At 66.9% G+C, this 17,547-nt stretch carries 25 protein-coding genes; all 25 read left to right on the forward strand.

What is annotated here, in order from left to right:
• Positions 1-13: 13 nt before the first annotated feature.
• The 25 genes from rpsQ (at position 14) to Q8N19_RS05745 (ending at position 17,489) form a co-directional block, all read left to right on the forward strand.
• The gene (gene rpsQ / locus Q8N19_RS05625; protein WP_305588680.1) at positions 14-265 is read left to right on the forward strand and encodes a 30S ribosomal protein S17; all 252 of its coding nucleotides are present in this window, start codon (positions 14-16) and stop codon (positions 263-265) included.
• Positions 266-281: 16 nt separating this feature from the next.
• The gene (gene rplN / locus Q8N19_RS05630; protein ID WP_056018090.1) at positions 282-650 is read left to right on the forward strand and encodes a 50S ribosomal protein L14; all 369 of its coding nucleotides are present in this window, start codon (positions 282-284) and stop codon (positions 648-650) included.
• A complete protein-coding gene (gene rplX / locus Q8N19_RS05635; RefSeq protein ID WP_305588617.1) occupies positions 650-964 on the forward strand; it encodes a 50S ribosomal protein L24 in 315 nt (104 codons plus the stop codon). The genes rplN and rplX overlap by 1 nt, the downstream gene beginning before the upstream one ends.
• Positions 957-1,514, forward strand: coding sequence for a 50S ribosomal protein L5 (gene rplE / locus Q8N19_RS05640; RefSeq protein ID WP_293319353.1), 558 nt, complete (start codon positions 957-959; stop codon positions 1,512-1,514). The genes rplX and rplE overlap by 8 nt, the downstream gene beginning before the upstream one ends.
• Positions 1,515-1,535: 21 nt before the next feature.
• On the forward strand, positions 1,536-1,841 hold the full coding sequence (gene rpsN / locus Q8N19_RS05645) for a 30S ribosomal protein S14 (RefSeq protein ID WP_293319351.1): 306 nt from the start codon (positions 1,536-1,538) through the stop codon (positions 1,839-1,841).
• A gap of 9 nt (positions 1,842-1,850) precedes the next feature.
• Entirely contained in the window at positions 1,851-2,246 is a 396-nt protein-coding gene (gene rpsH / locus Q8N19_RS05650; RefSeq protein WP_305588618.1) for a 30S ribosomal protein S8, read from the forward strand.
• Position 2,247: 1 nt separating this feature from the next.
• On the forward strand, positions 2,248-2,781 hold the full coding sequence (rplF, locus tag Q8N19_RS05655) for a 50S ribosomal protein L6 (RefSeq protein WP_305588619.1): 534 nt from the start codon (positions 2,248-2,250) through the stop codon (positions 2,779-2,781).
• Between the two features lie 3 nt (positions 2,782-2,784).
• Entirely contained in the window at positions 2,785-3,141 is a 357-nt protein-coding gene (rplR, locus tag Q8N19_RS05660; RefSeq protein WP_293319345.1) for a 50S ribosomal protein L18, read from the forward strand.
• A 10-nt stretch (positions 3,142-3,151) separates the two neighbouring features.
• Entirely contained in the window at positions 3,152-3,763 is a 612-nt protein-coding gene (gene rpsE / locus Q8N19_RS05665) for a 30S ribosomal protein S5 (RefSeq protein WP_293319343.1), read from the forward strand.
• A 5-nt stretch (positions 3,764-3,768) separates the two neighbouring features.
• Entirely contained in the window at positions 3,769-3,948 is a 180-nt protein-coding gene (rpmD, locus tag Q8N19_RS05670) for a 50S ribosomal protein L30 (RefSeq protein WP_370689829.1), read from the forward strand.
• Between the two features lie 95 nt (positions 3,949-4,043).
• Entirely contained in the window at positions 4,044-4,532 is a 489-nt protein-coding gene (rplO, locus tag Q8N19_RS05675) for a 50S ribosomal protein L15 (RefSeq protein ID WP_305588620.1), read from the forward strand.
• 147 nt (positions 4,533-4,679) lie between these two features.
• Complete coding sequence (gene secY, locus Q8N19_RS05680; RefSeq protein ID WP_305588621.1) at positions 4,680-6,032, forward strand: preprotein translocase subunit SecY; 1,353 nt, start codon at positions 4,680-4,682, stop codon at positions 6,030-6,032.
• Between the two features lie 59 nt (positions 6,033-6,091).
• Entirely contained in the window at positions 6,092-6,664 is a 573-nt protein-coding gene (locus Q8N19_RS05685) for an adenylate kinase (RefSeq protein ID WP_305588622.1), read from the forward strand.
• Between the two features lie 221 nt (positions 6,665-6,885).
• Positions 6,886-7,254 carry a 30S ribosomal protein S13 gene (rpsM, locus tag Q8N19_RS05690; RefSeq protein ID WP_293319335.1) on the forward strand — a complete coding sequence of 123 codons (369 nt, stop codon included), beginning with the start codon at positions 6,886-6,888 and terminating at the stop codon, positions 7,252-7,254.
• A gap of 16 nt (positions 7,255-7,270) precedes the next feature.
• Positions 7,271-7,660, forward strand: a complete 390-nt coding sequence (rpsK, locus tag Q8N19_RS05695; RefSeq protein ID WP_183777088.1) for a 30S ribosomal protein S11 — start codon at positions 7,271-7,273, stop codon at positions 7,658-7,660.
• Between the two features lie 75 nt (positions 7,661-7,735).
• A complete protein-coding gene (locus Q8N19_RS05700) occupies positions 7,736-8,752 on the forward strand; it encodes a DNA-directed RNA polymerase subunit alpha (RefSeq protein WP_305588623.1) in 1,017 nt (338 codons plus the stop codon).
• 182 nt (positions 8,753-8,934) lie between these two features.
• A complete protein-coding gene (rplQ, locus tag Q8N19_RS05705; protein WP_305588624.1) occupies positions 8,935-9,348 on the forward strand; it encodes a 50S ribosomal protein L17 in 414 nt (137 codons plus the stop codon).
• Between the two features lie 108 nt (positions 9,349-9,456).
• The gene (locus Q8N19_RS05710; protein WP_305588625.1) at positions 9,457-10,707 is read left to right on the forward strand and encodes an ectonucleotide pyrophosphatase/phosphodiesterase; all 1,251 of its coding nucleotides are present in this window, start codon (positions 9,457-9,459) and stop codon (positions 10,705-10,707) included.
• Between the two features lie 92 nt (positions 10,708-10,799).
• The gene (locus tag Q8N19_RS05715; RefSeq protein ID WP_305588626.1) at positions 10,800-11,756 is read left to right on the forward strand and encodes a VOC family protein; all 957 of its coding nucleotides are present in this window, start codon (positions 10,800-10,802) and stop codon (positions 11,754-11,756) included.
• A complete protein-coding gene (locus Q8N19_RS05720; RefSeq protein ID WP_305588627.1) occupies positions 11,753-12,079 on the forward strand; it encodes a helix-turn-helix transcriptional regulator in 327 nt (108 codons plus the stop codon). The genes Q8N19_RS05715 and Q8N19_RS05720 overlap by 4 nt, the downstream gene beginning before the upstream one ends.
• Positions 12,076-12,549, forward strand: a complete 474-nt coding sequence (locus Q8N19_RS05725) for an SRPBCC domain-containing protein (RefSeq protein WP_305588628.1) — start codon at positions 12,076-12,078, stop codon at positions 12,547-12,549. Before Q8N19_RS05720 ends, Q8N19_RS05725 begins: the two co-directional genes overlap by 4 nt.
• 45 nt (positions 12,550-12,594) lie before the next feature.
• On the forward strand, positions 12,595-13,860 hold the full coding sequence (locus tag Q8N19_RS05730; protein WP_305588629.1) for a TCR/Tet family MFS transporter: 1,266 nt from the start codon (positions 12,595-12,597) through the stop codon (positions 13,858-13,860).
• A gap of 84 nt (positions 13,861-13,944) precedes the next feature.
• Positions 13,945-15,366 carry a Do family serine endopeptidase gene (locus tag Q8N19_RS05735; protein WP_305588630.1) on the forward strand — a complete coding sequence of 474 codons (1,422 nt, stop codon included), beginning with the start codon at positions 13,945-13,947 and terminating at the stop codon, positions 15,364-15,366.
• Between the two features lie 45 nt (positions 15,367-15,411).
• The gene (locus Q8N19_RS05740; RefSeq protein ID WP_305588631.1) at positions 15,412-16,719 is read left to right on the forward strand and encodes a replication-associated recombination protein A; all 1,308 of its coding nucleotides are present in this window, start codon (positions 15,412-15,414) and stop codon (positions 16,717-16,719) included.
• Positions 16,716-17,489, forward strand: coding sequence for an RluA family pseudouridine synthase (locus Q8N19_RS05745; RefSeq protein ID WP_305588632.1), 774 nt, complete (start codon positions 16,716-16,718; stop codon positions 17,487-17,489). Before Q8N19_RS05740 ends, Q8N19_RS05745 begins: the two co-directional genes overlap by 4 nt.
• Positions 17,490-17,547 lie beyond the last annotated feature (58 nt).

The raw sequence follows: 17,547 nt of genomic DNA on the forward strand, positions 1-17,547 counted from the left end.
AAGGAGACCATTGATTCCGAAACGTATTCTGGAAGGCGTGTTCGTTTCCGATAAGCGCGACAAGACCATAGTGGTCCGTGTCGAACGCACCATTCTGCACCCGCTCCTGAAGAAGATCGTCCGTCGTTCGAAGCGCTATCACGCGCACGACGAGGGCAACACCTACAAGATCGGCGAGCGCGCCCGGATCATCGAGTGCGCACCGAAGTCCAAGCTCAAGACCTGGGAGGTCCTGCCCAAGCAGACCGCCCAGTCAGCGACATAAGAGAGGATCGCTTCTAATGATCCAGATGCAGACTAACCTCGAAGTCGCCGATAATTCCGGCGCCCGTCGTGTGATGTGCATCAAAGTCCTGGGCGGCGCCGGTCGGCGTTATGCCGGCGTGGGCGACAAGATTGTCGTCTCCGTGAAGGAAGCCATCCCGCGCGGCCGCGTGAAGAAGGGCGACGTCCTGCAGGCCATCGTGGTTCGCACCTCGTCGGCCATCAAGCGCAAGGACGGTTCGGTCATCCGCTTCGACAAGAACGCGGCGGTGATCGTCAACAAGCAGAGCGAGCCGATCGGCACGCGGATCTTCGGCCCGGTTCCCCGCGAACTGCGCGCCAAGAACCACATGAAGATCATTTCCCTCGCCCCTGAGGTGCTGTGATGGCCGCAAAGATCAAGAAGGGCGACCGCGTCGTCGTCCTGACCGGCAAGGACAAGGGCCGTCAGGGCTCCGTCGTCCGCGTGATGCCGAAGGAAGAGCGCGTCGTGGTGGAAGGCCTGAACATGGTTCAGCGTCACACCCGTCCGACGCAGGGCGATCCCCAGGGTGGGATCAAGAACAAGGAAGCGCCGCTTCACGTCTCGAACGTGGCCATCGTCGACTCCAACGGCAAGCCGACCCGCGTCGGCTTCAAGGTTGAAGGCGATAAGAAGGTTCGCGTCGCCAAGACGACCGGCGAGGTTATCAATGGCTGATCAGGCTTACGAACCCCGGCTGAAAACCGAATATCGCCAGCGCATCCGCGCGGCGATGAAGGAACAGTTCGGCTACACCAACGAGATGCAGATCCCCAAGCTGGACAAGATCGTCCTCAACATGGGCGTCGGCGAGGCGGTGGCCGACAGCAAGAAGATCCAGTCGGCCATCACCGACCTGACCAAGATTGCTGGTCAGAAGCCCGCGCCCACCCGCGCCCGCCAGTCCATCGCCGGCTTCAAGCTGCGCGAAAACATGGTGATCGGCGCCAAGGTGACCCTGCGCAAGGATCGGATGTACGAGTTCCTCGACCGCCTGGTGACCATCGCCCTGCCGCGGGTGAAGGATTTCCGCGGCCTGAAGCCGACCTCGTTCGACGGCCGTGGCAACTACGCCATGGGCCTGAAGGAGCACCTGGTGTTCCCCGAGATCAACTATGACCAGATCGACCAGGTCTGGGGCATGGACATCATCGTCTGCACGACTGCGAAGACCGACGACGAAGCCCGACAGCTTCTCCGGGAATTCCAGTTCCCGTTCAACGCTTAGGAACGGGGAAGGATAGAAGACATGGCCAAGAAAAGCGCAGTCAACCGCAACGAGAAGGTCAAGGCCCTCGTCAAGCAATACGCCGAGAAGCGCGCCGCGCTGAAGGCGATCGCCAATGACGAGAGCCTGCCCCTGGAAGAGCGTTTCGAAGCTCGCCTGAAGCTCGCCGAGCTGCCCCGCAGCTCGTCCAAGGTTCGGATCCGGAACCGTTGCGACGTCACCGGCCGCCCGCGCGGCTACTATCGTAAGCTGAGGATGAGCCGTATCGCTCTGCGCGATCTCGGGTCTGCGGGGCTTGTCCCCGGCCTCGTCAAGTCGAGCTGGTAGGAGGGGCCCATGGTGAACGACCCCATTGGCGATCTGATCGCCCGTATCAAGAACGCCGCGATGCGCGGCCGCAGCAAGGTTTCCACGCCGGCTTCGAAGATGCGCGCGCGCGTCCTCGACGTCCTGGCCGACGAGGGCTACATCCGCGGCTACCAGCTGGTTCAAAAGCCCGGCGCCTTCCCGGAGTTCGAGATCGAACTCAAATACTTCGACGGCGCGCCGGTGATCGTTGAGATCCGTCGCGTGTCCAAGCCGGGCCGCCGCGTCTATTCGTCGATCAAGGACCTGAAGCCCGTGAAGAACGGCCTCGGGATCTCGATCCTGTCGACGCCCAAGGGCGTCATGTCCGACACCGCCGCCCGCGACGCCAATGTGGGTGGTGAAGTGCTCTGCAGGGTCTACTGATATGTCTCGTATCGGAAAGAAGACGGTTCCCGTCCCGAACGGGGTGCAGGTGACGATCGCCGGTCAGACCGTGACGGTGAAGGGGCCCAAGGGCCAACTCGCTTGGACGGTCGCCGAAGAGATCGAGATCCGCCAGGAGGGCGGCGAGCTGGTTCTGTCCAAGAAGGTCGAGACCACCCGCGCCCAGTCCATGTGGGGTCTGTCCCGCACCCTGGTCAGCAACATGGTCGTCGGTGTCACCGAGGGCTACGAGCGCACCCTGGAACTGGTCGGCGTCGGCTATCGCGCGGCGATGAAGGGCGACATGCTCTCCATGCAGCTGGGCTTCAGCCACGACGTCGAGATCAAAGCCCCGGAGGGTGTGGCCTTCGCCACGCCCAAGCAGACCGAAGTCAAGATCAGCGGCATCGACAAGCAGCTGGTCGGCGAGACTGCGGCCCGCATTCGCCGGATCCGTCCGCCCGAGCCCTACAAGGGCAAGGGTGTTCGTTACGCGGGCGAAAAGGTCCGTCGTAAGGAAGGCAAGAAGAAGTAAGCCATGGCGCTCTCTCCTCGTGACACCTCCAAGCGCCGCGCCGAGCGGAATCGCCGGCGTCTTCGCGCGCTCTCCAACGGCCGTCCGCGTCTGTCGGTCTTCCGTTCGGACAAGAACATCTACGCCCAGGTCATCGATGATGAACGCGGCGTGACCCTGGCGGCGGCCTCGTCCCTGGAAGGCGACAAGCCGGCCAAGGGCTCCGACAAGGACGCCGCCGCTCGCGTCGGCGCCCTGGTCGCCCAGCGCGCCATCGAAAAGGGCGTCAAGGACGTCGTCTTCGATCGGGGCGGCTACATCTTTCACGGCCGGATCAAGGCGCTGGCCGATGCCGCGCGTGAAGCCGGCTTGAACTTCTAGGGGTAAGCGAATGGCTCGTGGAAACGAACGCGGCGGCGGCGATCGCCGGGACCGCAATCGCGGGAACCCCGCAGACGATCGCGCCGACAGCGACATCGTCGAGAAGCTGGTGCACATCAACCGCGTCGCGGCGACCGTGAAGGGGGGCCGTCGGTTCTCCTTCGCCGCCCTGATGGTGGTCGGTGACCAGAAGGGCCGGGTTGGCTTTGGGCATGGCAAGGCGCGTGAAGTGCCGGAAGCCATCCGCAAGGCCACCGAAGAGGCCAAGAAGTCCATGATCCGCGTGCCGCTCCGCGAGAGCCGCACCCTGCACCACGACGGCAATGGCCGCTGGGGCGCAGGCAAGGTGATGGTCCGCGCGGCGCCTCCCGGCACCGGCGTGATCGCCGGCGGTCCGATGCGCGCGGTTCTGGAAACCCTCGGGGTCCAGGACGTGGTCGGCAAGTCGGTGGGCTCGTCCAACCCCTACAACATGGTGCGCGCCACCTTTGAGGCCCTCAAGGCCCAGGCGTCTCCGCGCCAGGTCGCCGCCAAGCGCGGCAAGAAGGTCAGCGACGTGATCGGCCGCCGTTCCGACGGCGCCTCGGCCGAAAGCGCCGTCGCCGCCGACGCCGAAGGATAAGCGATATGGCCAGCATCACTGTTCGTCAGACCGCGAGCCCCATCCGCCGGGCCAAGGACCAGCGCGCCACCCTGGTGGGCCTGGGCCTGAACCGCGTGGGCCGCGTGGCCACCCTGGACGACACTCCGTCGATCCGGGGCATGATCCGCAAGGTTCAGCACATGGTTGAGGTGGTGGAGGGCTAGGCCTTCCACCCTGAGACCTTTGCCCCTATCTGAGGGGCCCATTTCAGCCGAGTCGGGGTTCGCCCCGGCGCCAGATCTCGTCAGGAGAGGCGACTATGACCAAGCTTAATGAACTTTCGCCCCGCGAAGGCTCCGTCAAGGGCCGCATGCGCGTCGGCCGTGGCCCGGGTTCGGGCAAGGGCAAGACTGCGGGACGCGGCGTCAAGGGCCAGAAGTCCCGGACCGGCGTCTCCATCGCCGGTTTCGAGGGCGGCCAGATGCCCCTGCACATGCGCATGCCCAAGCGCGGCTTCAACGTTCATCGCGCGAAGGACTTCGCCGAGGTGAACCTGTGGCGCCTGGAGCAGGCCATTACGGCCGGTAAGCTCGACGCGAAGTCGGCCATCGACGCCAAGGCCCTGATCGCTTCGGGCGTGCTCCGTCGCGAAAAGGACGGCGTCCGCCTGCTCGGCAAGGGCGAAATCAAGTCCAAGATCGACATCACTGTCTATTCCGCCTCGGCCTCGGCGATCGCCGCGATCGAAAAGGCGGGCGGCAAGGTGACCACCCTGCGCCCGCAGGCTGAAGCCGAATCGGAAGGCTGAGGCCGACGGACGCCCCTAAGCGCCTCACGCTTCCCGCCGGGCGACCGGCGGGGGCAGGGGCGCTTTCATCGCGCATCTGGCGCTCGCCAGATGACATGCGCCCGGGCCTCCCCTATGTGTGACCGGTTCTTAGACGCGGGGATCTAAATGGCTTCGGCCGCCGAACAACTCGCAGCCAATCTCAACTTCGGCGCCTTCCAGAAGGCGACGGAGCTGCACAAGCGGATCGGTTTCACGCTCCTGGCGATGATCGTCTATCGCCTGGGCACCTATATTCCGATCCCGGGCATCGACCCCATCGCGTTCGCCCAGGCCTTTGAAGGCCAGGCCAGCGGCATTCTGGGCATGTTCAACATGTTCTCCGGCGGCGCCGTGGAACGTATGGCGATCTTCGCCCTGAACGTGATGCCCTACATCTCGGCCTCGATCATCGTGCAGCTGCTCGGTGCGGTCTATCCGCCCTGGGAGAAGCTCCGGAAAGAGGGCGGAGAGGCCGGGCGCAAGACGCTCAACCAGTACACCCGCTATCTGACCGTCGTGCTGGCCGTCTTCCAGTCGGCCGGTATCGCCATGGGCCTGTCCGCCAGCCAGGGGCTGGTCCAGAATCCCGGGCCCTTCTTCATCATTTCCACCGTGGTCACCCTGACGGGCGGCACCCTGTTCCTGATGTGGCTGGGCGAGCAGATCACCAGCCGCGGGGTCGGCAACGGCATCTCGCTGATCATCTTCGCCGGTATCGTCGCGGTCCTGCCGCGGGGCATCTGGCAGATGTTCTCCATGACGCGCACCGGCGCCCTGTCCGGGGTCGGCATGCTGCTGATCATGGCCATCGCCATCGCCGTCGTCATCGCCATCGTCTTCATGGAGCGCTCGCAGCGCCGCCTGCTGGTCCAGTATCCCAAGCGCCAGCAGGGCAACCGCATGGTCGGCGGGGACACCTCGTTCCTGCCGCTGAAGATCAACACCGCCGGCGTCATTCCGCCGATCTTCGCCTCGAGCCTGCTGCTCCTGCCGACGACGGTGATGGGCTTCCTGGCGACCGCCGATTTGCCGCCCTGGGCCCAGTGGCTGCCGGGCACGGTCGGCGCGCTGCAGCACGGCCAGCCCCTGTTCATGGTGCTCTATGGCGCCCTGATCATCTTCTTCTGCTTCTTCTACACCTCCATCGTTTTCAATCCGGACGACACGGCCGAGAACCTCCGAAAATACGGCGGCTTCCTGCCAGGGATCCGGCCAGGCAAACGGACGGCGGAGTATCTGGACTATGTCCTGACCCGTCTGACGGTGATCGGCGCGGCCTACATCACCATTGTCTGTCTGCTGCCTGAGGCGTTGATCGGATTTTACAATGCGCCCTTCTATCTCGGGGGCACCTCGATCCTCATCGTGGTCACCGTCACCATGGACACCGTGACCCAGATTCAATCTCATTTGCTCGCCCACCAGTACGAAGGCCTCATCAAGAAGTCGAAGCTGCGGGGCGGTCGCGGGCGGTCCTAAAGGAGGGCTGCTCGCCATACGCCGCGCCATTTCAGGCCGGTGGGGGAGGGTATTTCGAAATGAACTTGATTCTGTTCGGACCGCCGGCGGCGGGGAAGGGCACCCAGGCCAAGCGGCTGGTGAGTGAGAAGGGCATGGTCCAGCTCTCCACTGGCGACATGCTGCGCGCGGCCATCAGCTCGGGCTCCGAGCTGGGCAAGCGCGTCGAAGGCATCATGCAGCGCGGTGAGCTGGTCTCCGACGAGATCGTTATCGCCCTGATCGAGGAGCGGCTGCCCGAGACCGAACAGGCCGGGGGCGCCATCTTCGACGGCTTCCCGCGGACGCTCGCCCAGGCCAAGGCGCTGGACGCCATGCTGGCCTCCCGGGGCGCAAAGATTGACCTGGTCATCCGACTCAAGGTTGACGACCAGGCTCTGATGGAACGGATCGCCACCCGCTATGCGGAGACCGGCCGTCCCGACGACAATCCCGACAGCTTCAAGGTTCGCCTCGGGGCCTATAACGAACAGACCGCCCCCCTGCTGCCCTACTACCAAGGCCAAGACAAACTGGTTGAGGTGGACGGCATGGAGACGATCGAGGCGGTGGCCCAGGCCATCGACCGGGCCATGGGGGTCTCGGCGTCCTAGGGACGCTGCGGCCCGCGCAGCCCTTCTACGAGACCTCCGGGCTTCCCGGAGTTCTCACCTTCGCCCAACGGAACCCACAGAAATGTGACGTTCCGCCATTGACGGAAACGCAACGATCCATATAACGGGGCGCTTCCGCGAAAGGGCGCGAAGGACGCACGGCAGCCTCAGGGTCGCCAGGCGCCGTTCGCGCATCTCTGCGTGACCAGGAGATTACCCCAGTGGCCCGCATCGCAGGCGTCAACATTCCGACTAACAAGCGCGTCGTGATCGCGCTGCAGTACATCCACGGCATCGGTCAGGCCAAGGCCGCCGAAATCGTCCAGAAGGTTGGTCTCGAGCCCGCGCGGCGCGTGAACCAGCTGACGGACGCCGAGGTGCTGCAAATCCGTGAAACCATCGACCGCGACTATCTTGTCGAGGGCGACCTGCGCCGTGACACGGCGGTCAGCATCAAGCGTTTGATGGACCTGGCCTGCTATCGCGGCCTGCGCCACCGCAAGGGCCTGCCGGTCCGTGGTCAGCGGACCCACACCAATGCGCGCACCCGCAAGGGCCCCGCCAAGCCGATCGCCGGCAAGAAGAAATAATAAGAGAGCTTAGCCGATGGCCAAAGAACCGGCGCGCGTCAAACGGCGTGAGCGCAAGAACATCACCTCCGGCGTGGCGCACGTGAACGCCTCGTTCAACAACACCATGATCACGATCACCGATGCGCAGGGGAACACCATCTCCTGGTCGTCGGCCGGGATGATGGGGTTTAAGGGTTCGCGGAAGTCGACCCCCTACGCCGCCCAGATGGCCGCCGAGGATGCTGGTCGCAAGGCCGCTGAGCATGGCGTCAAGACCCTGGAAGTGAACGTGTCCGGCCCGGGTTCGGGACGGGAATCGGCCCTTCGGGCGCTGCAGTCGGTCGGTATGACCATCACCACCATCCGTGATGTGACCCCGATCCCGCACAACGGCTGCCGTCCGCCCAAGCGCCGGCGAGTCTAAGGACTGGCGTTTCGCATCCCCCAACGCCGGCCCGCGTTTCGCGGCCGGCGATCCTGCGTTTAGGGACACCCATCCGTGATCGAAAGAAACTGGAACGAGCTCATCCGTCCCGAAAAGCCGCAGATCGAGACCGGTTCTGACGCGAGCCGCAAGGCCCGCATCGTCGCTGAACCTCTCGAGCGCGGCTTTGGTGTGACGCTGGGCAACAGCCTGCGGCGTGTGCTGCTCTCCTCCCTTCAGGGCGCGGCCGTGTCCGCCGTCCAGATCGACGGCGTCGTCCACGAGTTCTCGTCCCTCGAAGGCGTCCGTGAGGACGTCGTCGATATCGTGCTGAACATCAAGCAGCTGGCGGTGCGCATGCACGCCGAAGGCCCCAAGCGCATGACCCTGCGCGCCACGGGCCCGGGCGTGGTGACCGCCGGTCAGATCGAGACCCCCTCGGACATCGAGATCCTCAATCCTGACCACGTGCTCTGCACCCTGGACGACGGCGCCAATGTGCGCATGGAGTTCACCGTGCAGACCGGCAAGGGCTATGTCCCGGCCGAGATGAACCGGCCCGAGGACGCCCCCATCGGCCTGATCGCCGTGGACGCCCTCTATTCGCCGGTCAAGCGCGTCGCCTATCGCGTCGAGCCGACCCGTCAGGGCCAGAGCCTCGACTATGACCGCCTGATCATGGAAGTGGAGACCAACGGTGCGGTCAGCCCCGTTGACGCGGTGGCCTATGCCGCCCGCATCCTCCAGGACCAGCTGCAGATCTTCATCACCTTCGAAGAGCCGAAGAAGAAGGTCGAAGGCGAGGCCAAGCCGGAACTGCCGTTCAACCCGGCCCTGCTCAAGAAGGTCGACGAGCTCGAGCTGTCGGTCCGTTCGGCCAACTGCCTGAAGAACGACAATATCGTCTACATCGGCGACCTGATCCAAAAGACCGAAGCCGAGATGCTCCGCACCCCGAACTTCGGCCGCAAGTCGCTGAACGAGATCAAGGAAGTCCTCGCCGGCATGGCGCTGCACCTGGGCATGGATGTGCCCAACTGGCCGCCGGAGAACATCGAAGACCTCGCCAAGAAGTTCGAAGACCAGATGTAAGACCTATCCGCGCTGACTTCGGGCTGCTTCGGCGGCCAGGACCCCGAGAAGCCGCTCCAGCGGTGGAGGGTCCCAGCGCTTCGCAATGACCCAGGCGGGAGCAGGCTGGGATTGGTGAGACAAGGCGTCGCCCCACAAAACGCGGGTGCGCCAGGCGGGCGGTAAGCCCAGGAGAGACACTTATGCGTCACGGTTATGCGCACCGTAAACTGGGCCGCACCAGCGCCCACCGGACCGCCATGTTCGCCAACATGGCCGCCAGCCTGATCAAGCACGAGCAGATCGTGACCACCCTGCCCAAGGCGAAGGAACTGCGTCCCTTCGTCGAGAAGCTGGTGACGCTCGCCAAGCGCGGCGACCTGCACGCCCGTCGTATCGCCATCAGCCGCGTCCGTGACGTGGAACAGGTAGGCAAGCTGTTCTCCACCCTCGGCCCGCGCTACAGCGCCCGCAACGGCGGCTACATCCGCGTGCTCAAGGCCGGCTATCGCTACGGCGACAACGCCCCCCTGGCCGTGATCGAGTTCGTGGACCGCGATCCGTCCGAGAAGGGCAAGGACAGCGGCCCCCGGCCTGAGGCCTTCGGCGAGGACTAAGGTCCCGCTGGACTGTTGAATCGAAAGACCCCCGGGTGGCGACGCTCGGGGGTTTTTTCTTGGCCGCCTTGGTCAAGTCGTCATCCGCCGGGGATATTGAGCGGCTTCATGACACCTCCCGTCCTCCGCCTTCTCGGCCTTCTGCTGTTGTTTGGTCTGTCGGCCTGCGCCGGCCATGGGATGGGCGCCGCCCAGATGGCGCCGTCCGCCGCGGCCCCGGTGATCCTGATCTCGGTGGACGGTTTCAGGTCCGACTATCTGGACCGAGGGATCACGCCGCACATGAGCGCCCTGGCCGAACGGGGCGTCCTGGCGGACATGCGGGCGGCCTTTCCCACCAAGACCTTCCCCAACCACTACACCCTGGTCACCGGCCTGCGGCCTGACCGCCATGGGCTGGTGGACAACGTGATGCAGGACCCCGACCTGCCGGGGCGGGTGTTTCGCCTGGGGGACCGGGCGGAGGTCACCGACGCGGTCTGGTGGAACGAGGGGACGCCCATCTGGGTGAGCGCCGAGCGGGGGGGCCTGAAGACCGCGACGCTGTTCTGGCCAGGCTCGGAGGCGGAGATCGGCGGGGTGCGTCCCACCCAATGGCGGACCTTTGACCAGTCGATGAGCGCCGAGGCCCGCGTGGATCAGCTGTTGGCCTGGCTCGACGTCCCGGCGTCAGAGCGCCCGGCCTTCCTGGCGCTCTACTTCGACGAGGTGGACACCGACGGCCACCGGTATGGCCCGGACGCGCCAGAGCTGAACGCCGCGTTGGCCCGTACCGACGCGGCCATTGGACGCCTGACCGCGGGTCTGGAGGCGCGAGGCCTGTTAGCGGCGTCCAATCTCATCGTCGTCTCGGACCATGGCATGGCGGAGACCTCCCGCGACCGGGTGATCCATCTGGAGGAGCTGGTGTCGGCGGAGGATGGGCAGGTCTTGTCCACCGGACCCCACCTGACCTTCGAACCGGCCGAAGGACGTCAGGTCCAGGCCGAGGCGGCCCTGCTGCGCGATCACGCGCACATGACCTGTTGGCGCAAGGCTGACCTGCCGGCGCGGTTCGCCTATGGCCGGCACCGACGGGTGGCCAGTCTGTTCTGTCTGGCTGAGACCGGGTGGGAGATCCTGCCCAGAGAGGTCGCCGCCCGCCGTCCCGTGGTCGGCGGCGCTCACGGGTTCGATCCTGATGATCCGACCATGACCGCCGTCTTCGTGGGCGCCGGTCCGGCCTTTCAGTCCGGGATCGCGCTGCCGCGGATCGACAACGTGGATATCTACCCTCTGTTGGCCCGCCTCCTGGCGATCGATCCCGCGCCCCATCAAGGGAACGTCAGCGTCCTGGCCGCTGGGCTCGCCCAAGACTGAAGCCGCGAGATCGCAGGCCGTCCGCGCGCTTGACCAGATAGTTGTGAAATGAGAGAAATATTGCGGAAAATGATAAGTCTCTGAGAGCGCCCATGACCGCCCAGGCTCAGGTGACCGCCGTCGCCTTCTACCGCGATCCCGAGGCCGCCCTGGCCTGGCTCTCAGAGGCCTTCGGCTTCGAGACGACCATCCTGCTGACCGACGCCGAGGGCCGGCTGGCCCATGCGGAGATGGAGCTTCACGGCGTGAAGCTTGGCGTCGCGGGGGAATGGGAGGGGGGCGTCCTGGGGCCCGCTCGAATGCGGAGCCCCGCCAGCCTGGAGGGGCAGGGGACCCAGTTCTGCCGGATCGAGCTGCCGCCGCAGGTGGATATCGACCAGCATTGCGCCCGCGCGGGCCAGGCCGGCGCCCGGATCACCCAGACGCCTCAGGACGAGTTCTACGGCGACCGGACCTACCGGTGTCTGGACCTCGAGGGGCATGTCTGGAACTTCAGCCAGCCCCGGCGTACGGTCAGCCCCGCCGAGGTCACCGCAGCCACCGGCCTCATCTACGCCGTGGGTGGCGAAGACCCCGCAAAGCCAGCCGAGGCGGCGCGATCGGCGGTCACCCCCTATGTCTCCTACCGTGATCCCCAGGCCGCCTATGCCTGGCTGGAGACCGCGTTTGGCCTGGAGCCTCGGATCTATGTGACCGACGATGCGGGCGAACTGGTCCATGCCGAGATGACCTTTCGGGGTCAGACCGTCGGCGTCTCCCGGGCGTGGTCCGACCGCCACGCGACGCCTGCGGACGTCCAGGGCCGGAACACCCAGACCGTTCACCTGCAACTGGCCTTCGACATCGACGCTCATCACGCCCGCGCCGTCGCGGCCGGGGCGGAGATCATCCGCCCCCTTGAGACCCAGGCCTATGGGGACCGCACCTATCTGGCGCTGGATCTGGAAGGCCATGTCTGGTCGTTCGGCCAGACCGTGGCGCCGATGAGCCCCGCCCAGTGGGACGCCGAACTTGGCACGTCCACCAGCCAGCGCCCCTCGACCCGATGAGCGCCGCCCTGGATCGCACCCTGGCCGCCCTGGCCGATCCCCACCGTCGCCAGGTCGTCGAGTTGCTGAGGGCAGGACCCCGCCCCGCAGGCGACCTGGCCCGCGCCGTAGGCCTGTCGGCCCCGGCCATGAGCCGCCATCTGAAGACCCTGCGCGAGAGCGGTCTGGTGGAGGACTCCCACCCCGGCTTTGACGCCCGGGTGCGGATCTACGCCCTGCGCCACGAACCCATGTCGGAGCTGATGACCTGGCTGCAGGAGAGCGAGGCCCTGTGGAGCGCTCAGCTTGAGGCGTTCAAGGCGCATCTGGACGCAGACGCATGACCTCCAGGGTCTTTGTGGCGCTGCGGGTGAGGGCCTCGCCCGAACGCGCCTTTCAGGCCTTTGTCGATGAGATCGGCCAGTGGTGGCGGCCAAGCCCGCTGTTCCAGACCACGCCGCGTGCGCCCGGACGCCTGGCCTTCGAGGCCGGGGAGGGCGGCCGCCTGACGGAGACCCTAGCGAACGGCAAGGTCTTCGAGATCGGCCGGATCGTGACCTGGGCGCCGCCCCGCCAGCTGGTTTTTACCTGGCGCCAGGCGACTTTCCCGCCTGACCTTCACACTGAGGTGGAGGCGCGGTTCGAGCCGGTCGGCGGGGAGACCCGGGTCAGCATCGAGCATCGCGGCTTCACGCGGGTTCCCGCCGAGAGCGCGGCGCGGCATGGTTTCCCCGACCAGGCGCTGCAGATGCGCCTGGCCGAGTGGTGGCGGGACCAACTCGCCAGCCTGGACGCCCAGGCCGCTCAGGCGTAGGGATCGTTCCGCTTTTGTTTCTGAAGGGTCCGGGGGGAGCGTGAGATGGCAGTGATGGGCGAAGGCGCGGCTGGCGGGCCAGCGCGAGGCGGCCGGGCGGCCTTTGGCTTCATCTTCGCCACCGCGCTGATGAACAGCATCTCGTTTGGCCTGATCATCCCGGTCCTGCCCAACCTCATCAAGGCCTTCACCGGCGGCGACACCGCCCAGGCCGCCGAATGGAACGTGGTCTTCGCCGTGACCTGGGGCGCCATGCAGTTCATCTGCGGGCCGCTCCTGGGCCTTCTGTCGGACAGGATCGGCCGGCGTCCGGTGCTGCTGGTCTCCATCTTCGGCCTGGCGCTGGATTTCGTCATTATCGCCGTCGCCCCCAATCTCATGTGGCTGCTGGTCGGGCGGATTCTCAACGGTATGACGGCGGCCAGTTTCGCCACCGCCGGCGCCTATGTGGCCGACGTCACCCCGCCGGAGGGTCGGGCCAAGGCCTTTGGCTGGATGGGCTCGGCCTTCTCGTTCGGCTTTCTGATCGGCCCAGCCGTCGGCGGCGCCTTAGGCGACATCGACCTGCGTCTGCCCTTCTATGTGGCCGCGGGCCTCGCCCTGATCAACGGGCTCTACGGCCTCTTCGTCCTGCCGGAATCCCTGCCGCCGGAACGTCGCACCAAGAGCTTCGATCTGGCCAAGGCCAACCCCCTGGGCTCGCTTCGGCTGCTACGCTCGCACCCCGACCTGCTGGGCCTGGCGACCATCGGCCTGCTGTTCCAGCTCGCCCACACGGTGCTGCCGGCCATCTTCGTCCTCTATACCGGTTACCGCTATGGCTGGAGCCCCTCGACCATGGGCCTGGCCATGATGGCCACCGGCGTGGCGGGCGTGATCGTACAGACCCTGCTGGTGGGGCCGGTCGTGGCCCGCATCGGCGAGCGCGGGGCCCTGATGCTGGGGGCCGCGGCCGGGGCGATCGGGTTCGCCTGGTACGGGTTTGCGCCCACGGGCCTGCTCTATCTGGCGGGTGTGCCGGTCTTCGCCCTGATGAACTTCCTGATGCCAGGCCTCCAGGGCCTGATGACCCGCAGGGTCGCGCCTGACCAGCAGGGCCAGCTGCAGGGCGCTAATCAGAGCCTGCAGGGCATCGCCTCCATGGTGGGGCCGGCCCTGTTTGGCCTGACCTTCGCCTGGTCGATCCGCCATACCGACCAGCTGCAGGCGCCGGGCCTCGCCATCTATCTGGCCTCGGCCCTGCTGGTGGTCGCCCTCATCCTGGGAACCCGGGTCGCCAGGCCCCCCGCCACGGCGCCCGCGGCCGCCTGAACTCAGGCCATGCTATAGGCCGCGTCATCATTGCGCCCGAAAGCTTCGCCAAACGGCGAGGTCGGACTGTTCCACGGAGTCTCCATGCGCGCCGCACGTCTGCTTCTTCCGGCTCTGGTCCTTCTGGCCGCCTGCACCGATCCCGCCAGCCGCAGCGAGGCCCAGCCCGCGCTCGCCCAGCCGACCCGCTCTGCGCCGGAAACCGCAGCCGACATGAAGACCTCCTTCGCCCCCGTGGTGAAGAAGGCCGCGCCGGCCGTGGTCAACATCTCGGCCCGCCGCGTCGTGCGCCGCCAGGCCGATCCCTTCTGGGACCTGTTTGGCCTGGGCGCGCCGCGCGGTCGCGTGGAAGGCTCCCTGGGCTCAGGCGTCATTGTCCGCGCCGATGGGGTGATCGTCACCAACAACCATGTGGTGGCTGGCGGTCAGGAGATCATCGTCGCCCTGGCCGATCGCCGGGAGTTTCCGGCCAAGCTGCTGCTGGCCGACGAGCGCACCGATCTCGCCGTCCTGAAGATCGACCTGGGGGAGGAGCGCCTGCCGGTCCTGGCCATCGATGACTCCACCGACGCCGAGGTCGGCGACCTGGTCCTGGCCATCGGCAACCCGTTCGGGGTGGGCCAGACGGTGACCAACGGCATCATCTCGGCCCTGAACCGAACCGCCGACCCCAGCGGGGATGCGGCGGCCAGCTACATCCAGACCGATGCGGCCATCAATCCCGGCAATTCCGGCGGCGCCCTGGTGGACATGGACGGCGACCTGATTGGCATCAACAGCTTCATCGTCTCCCGCTCGGGCACGTCCAGCGGTGTCGGCTTCGCCATGCCCGCGGCCATGGTCCGCCGGGTGGTCGAGACCGCAGTCGGCGGCGGGCAGCGGGTAGAGCGCCCCTGGCTGGGCGCGCGCACCCAGACCGTCACCGCGGAGATCGCCCGCTCCATCGGCATGAGCGCGCCGCAGGGCGTGCTGGTGGCCGACATCTGGGCTGGCGGAGCGGCGGCCCGTGCCGGCCTGCGCCAGGGCGACGTGATCCTCAGCGTCGATGACCAGGCGGTCAGCGATGTCGGCGGCCTGAACTATGCGGTCGGCACCCGCCGGCTGGGCGAGACCCTGCGCCTGGGCGTCCGTCGCGAGAACGGAACCACCGCCACGCTCAACCTGCGCGCCGAGGCCCCGCCGGCCACGCCCGCCCGGGACGAACAGGTGCTCAGTGGCCGCAATCCCTTCGACGGCGCCACCGTGGTGAACCTCTCGCCGGCGGTGGCCGACGAACTGGGGGTCGATCCATTCCAGGGTCCTGGGGTCATGGTGATCCGCGTCGGCCGCGGCTTCTCCATGAACGCCGGCCTGCGTCCCGGCGACATGATCCGGAGCGTCAATGGGCGAGAGATCCGCACGGTCCGCGACCTGACCGCCGCTGCGACGGCCGGGGCCGAGACTGGCGCCTGGCAGGTGACCATCCAGCGCAACGGTCAGCCAGTGACCGCCAACTTCCGGCTGTAGGATCGCGCCCGCGCGGCGCAGGCGCGGATTTGCTATGAGTCGCCGATGGCCGATCTCTTCGAAGCCGCTGGGCTGACCCCGCACGCGCCCTCGCCGCTGGCTGATCGCCTGCGTCCGCAAACTCTGGGCGAGGTGGTGGGACAAGATCATCTGCTGGGCGAGGACGGCCCCATCGGCCGCATGGCCCAGGCCCACCGCCTGGCCTCCATGATCCTGTGGGGGCCGCCGGGGACCGGCAAGACCACCATCGCGCGGCTGCTGGCCAAGGCGGCAGGCTATGAATTTCAGCAGCTTTCGGCAGTCTTCACCGGCGTGGCCGACCTGAAGAAGGCCTTCGAGCAGGCCCGGGCCCGCCGGCTGGCCGGCCAGTCGACCCTGTTGTTCGTCGATGAGATCCATCGCTTCAACCGCGCCCAGCAGGACGGCTTCCTGCCCTTTGTGGAGGAGGGGATCGTCACCCTGGTGGGCGCCACCACCGAAAACCCGTCCTTCGAGCTGAACGGGGCGCTCTTGTCGCGCTGCCAGGTCTTCGTGCTCAAGCGGCTGGACGACGAGGCGCTCACCACGCTGCTGGCCAAGGCCGAGGCCTTCGAGGGCCGCGCCCTGCCGCTGGAGCCCGAGGCCCGCCAGGCCCTGGTGGCGCTCGCTGACGGGGACGGCCGCTACCTGCTGACCCTGGCTGAGACCCTGTTCAACATCGGTACGGCCAAGGCGCTGTCGACCAAGGAACTGGGCGCCATCCTGCAGAAGCGCAGCCCGGCCTACGACAAGGACCGGGAGGAGCACTACAACCTCATCTCGGCCCTGCATAAGTCGATCCGCGGGTCGGATCCGGACGCGGCCCTCTACTGGCTGGCCCGCATGCTGGGGGGCGGGGAGGATCCGCTCTATCTGGCGAGGCGGCTGATCCGCACCGCGGCCGAGGACATCGGCGCCGCCGACCCCATGGCGCTCGTCCTCGCCAACGCCGCCAAGGACACCTACGACTTCCTGGGCAGTCCCGAGGGCGAGATCGCGCTCGCCCAACTGGTGGTCCACCTGGCCACCGCGCCCAAGTCCAACGCCGTCTATGCAGCCTTCAAGGCAGCCCAAAAGGCGGCCAAGGACACCGGCTCCCTCATGCCGCCGGCCCACATCCGCAATGCGCCGACCCGCCTGATGCGCGACCTTGGCTATGGCAAGGGCTACGCCTACGACCACGACACCGAGGAAGGCTTCTCTGGCCAGAACTACTTCCCCGACGAGATGGCGCGGCCGGTCTTCTATCGCCCCAAGGGCGAGGGGGCCGAAGGGCCGATCAAGGCGCGACTCGACCGCTGGGCTGAACTGCGCACCCGCAAGGCTCAAGGATGAGCCGCAGCCCGACGGCCCGCGCCGAAAAGGCGCCTCCGCCAGCAATCCGCCTCTCGCCCGACGAAATCGCCTGGGTCCGCTCCATGGTGATCTATGAGGACGACGACCTGCTGGCGCTCAACAAGCCCTCAGGCCTGTCGAGCCAGGGCGGGCGGGGGCAGGTCCATACGCTTGATGAGCTGCTGTTCGCCTTCGCCAAGCCGGGCAAGGCGCGGCCACGGCTGATCCACCGGCTGGACCGGGACACCTCCGGCGTCATCCTGACGGCCAAGACCAAGCCGGCGGCCTCGGCCTTGGGCAAGGCGATGATGGCCCGACGCTTTGGCAAGACCTATCTGGCCGTGGTCGCGCCTGGTGCGCCGGAGCCTCGGGAGGGGCTGATCGACAAGCCCCTGCGCCGGGAGGAGATCGGTCGCGAAGCCTATATGCGGATCTGCAGCCCCGAAGCCGACGGCGCCGAAACCGCACAGAGCCGCTACCGGACCTTGAGCGCCACCCCAACGGCCGCCCTGGTGGAGCTGTCGCCGAAGACCGGCCGCATGCACCAGCTCCGGGTCCATATGGCCTCCATCGGTCGGCCGATCGCCGGCGATGTCCGCTATGGCGGGGCGCTGAGTCTTGGCGGGCAGATTTGTTCACGGCTGATGCTGCACGCTGCGGCCCTGGACGTCCCCCGGGCGGGCGGGGAACGCCTGCGCATCACCGCCCCGCCGCCAGCCGACATGGGCGCCTTTTGCGCGGGCCTCGGCCTTGCGACGCCGACCTATTGAAGCTGTTGCGGAACAGCGGTCCGTCGCGGCACGTTATGGCCGCATGAAGCGCCTATTC

Origin of the sequence: Phenylobacterium sp. (assembly GCF_030693405.1) — a bacterium.
Taxonomy (GTDB): Bacteria; Pseudomonadota; Alphaproteobacteria; order Caulobacterales; family Caulobacteraceae; genus Phenylobacterium.

Coding starts and splice junctions, on each gene's coding strand:
- rplN (WP_056018090.1), top strand. CDS start 282: ATGATCCAGATGCAGACTAACCTCGAAGTCGCCGATAATTCCGGCGCC.
- rplX (WP_305588617.1), top strand. CDS start 650: ATGGCCGCAAAGATCAAGAAGGGCGACCGCGTCGTCGTCCTGACCGGC.
- rplE (WP_293319353.1), top strand. CDS start 957: ATGGCTGATCAGGCTTACGAACCCCGGCTGAAAACCGAATATCGCCAG.
- rpsN (WP_293319351.1), top strand. CDS start 1,536: ATGGCCAAGAAAAGCGCAGTCAACCGCAACGAGAAGGTCAAGGCCCTC.
- rpsH (WP_305588618.1), top strand. CDS start 1,851: ATGGTGAACGACCCCATTGGCGATCTGATCGCCCGTATCAAGAACGCC.
- rplF (WP_305588619.1), top strand. CDS start 2,248: ATGTCTCGTATCGGAAAGAAGACGGTTCCCGTCCCGAACGGGGTGCAG.
- rplR (WP_293319345.1), top strand. CDS start 2,785: ATGGCGCTCTCTCCTCGTGACACCTCCAAGCGCCGCGCCGAGCGGAAT.
- rpsE (WP_293319343.1), top strand. CDS start 3,152: ATGGCTCGTGGAAACGAACGCGGCGGCGGCGATCGCCGGGACCGCAAT.
- rpmD (WP_370689829.1), top strand. CDS start 3,769: ATGGCCAGCATCACTGTTCGTCAGACCGCGAGCCCCATCCGCCGGGCC.
- rplO (WP_305588620.1), top strand. CDS start 4,044: ATGACCAAGCTTAATGAACTTTCGCCCCGCGAAGGCTCCGTCAAGGGC.
- secY (WP_305588621.1), top strand. CDS start 4,680: ATGGCTTCGGCCGCCGAACAACTCGCAGCCAATCTCAACTTCGGCGCC.
- Q8N19_RS05685 (WP_305588622.1), top strand. CDS start 6,092: ATGAACTTGATTCTGTTCGGACCGCCGGCGGCGGGGAAGGGCACCCAG.
- rpsK (WP_183777088.1), top strand. CDS start 7,271: ATGGCCAAAGAACCGGCGCGCGTCAAACGGCGTGAGCGCAAGAACATC.
- rplQ (WP_305588624.1), top strand. CDS start 8,935: ATGCGTCACGGTTATGCGCACCGTAAACTGGGCCGCACCAGCGCCCAC.
- Q8N19_RS05710 (WP_305588625.1), top strand. CDS start 9,457: ATGACACCTCCCGTCCTCCGCCTTCTCGGCCTTCTGCTGTTGTTTGGT.
- Q8N19_RS05715 (WP_305588626.1), top strand. CDS start 10,800: ATGACCGCCCAGGCTCAGGTGACCGCCGTCGCCTTCTACCGCGATCCC.
- Q8N19_RS05720 (WP_305588627.1), top strand. CDS start 11,753: ATGAGCGCCGCCCTGGATCGCACCCTGGCCGCCCTGGCCGATCCCCAC.
- Q8N19_RS05725 (WP_305588628.1), top strand. CDS start 12,076: ATGACCTCCAGGGTCTTTGTGGCGCTGCGGGTGAGGGCCTCGCCCGAA.
- Q8N19_RS05730 (WP_305588629.1), top strand. CDS start 12,595: ATGGCAGTGATGGGCGAAGGCGCGGCTGGCGGGCCAGCGCGAGGCGGC.
- Q8N19_RS05735 (WP_305588630.1), top strand. CDS start 13,945: ATGCGCGCCGCACGTCTGCTTCTTCCGGCTCTGGTCCTTCTGGCCGCC.
- Q8N19_RS05740 (WP_305588631.1), top strand. CDS start 15,412: ATGGCCGATCTCTTCGAAGCCGCTGGGCTGACCCCGCACGCGCCCTCG.
- Q8N19_RS05745 (WP_305588632.1), top strand. CDS start 16,716: ATGAGCCGCAGCCCGACGGCCCGCGCCGAAAAGGCGCCTCCGCCAGCA.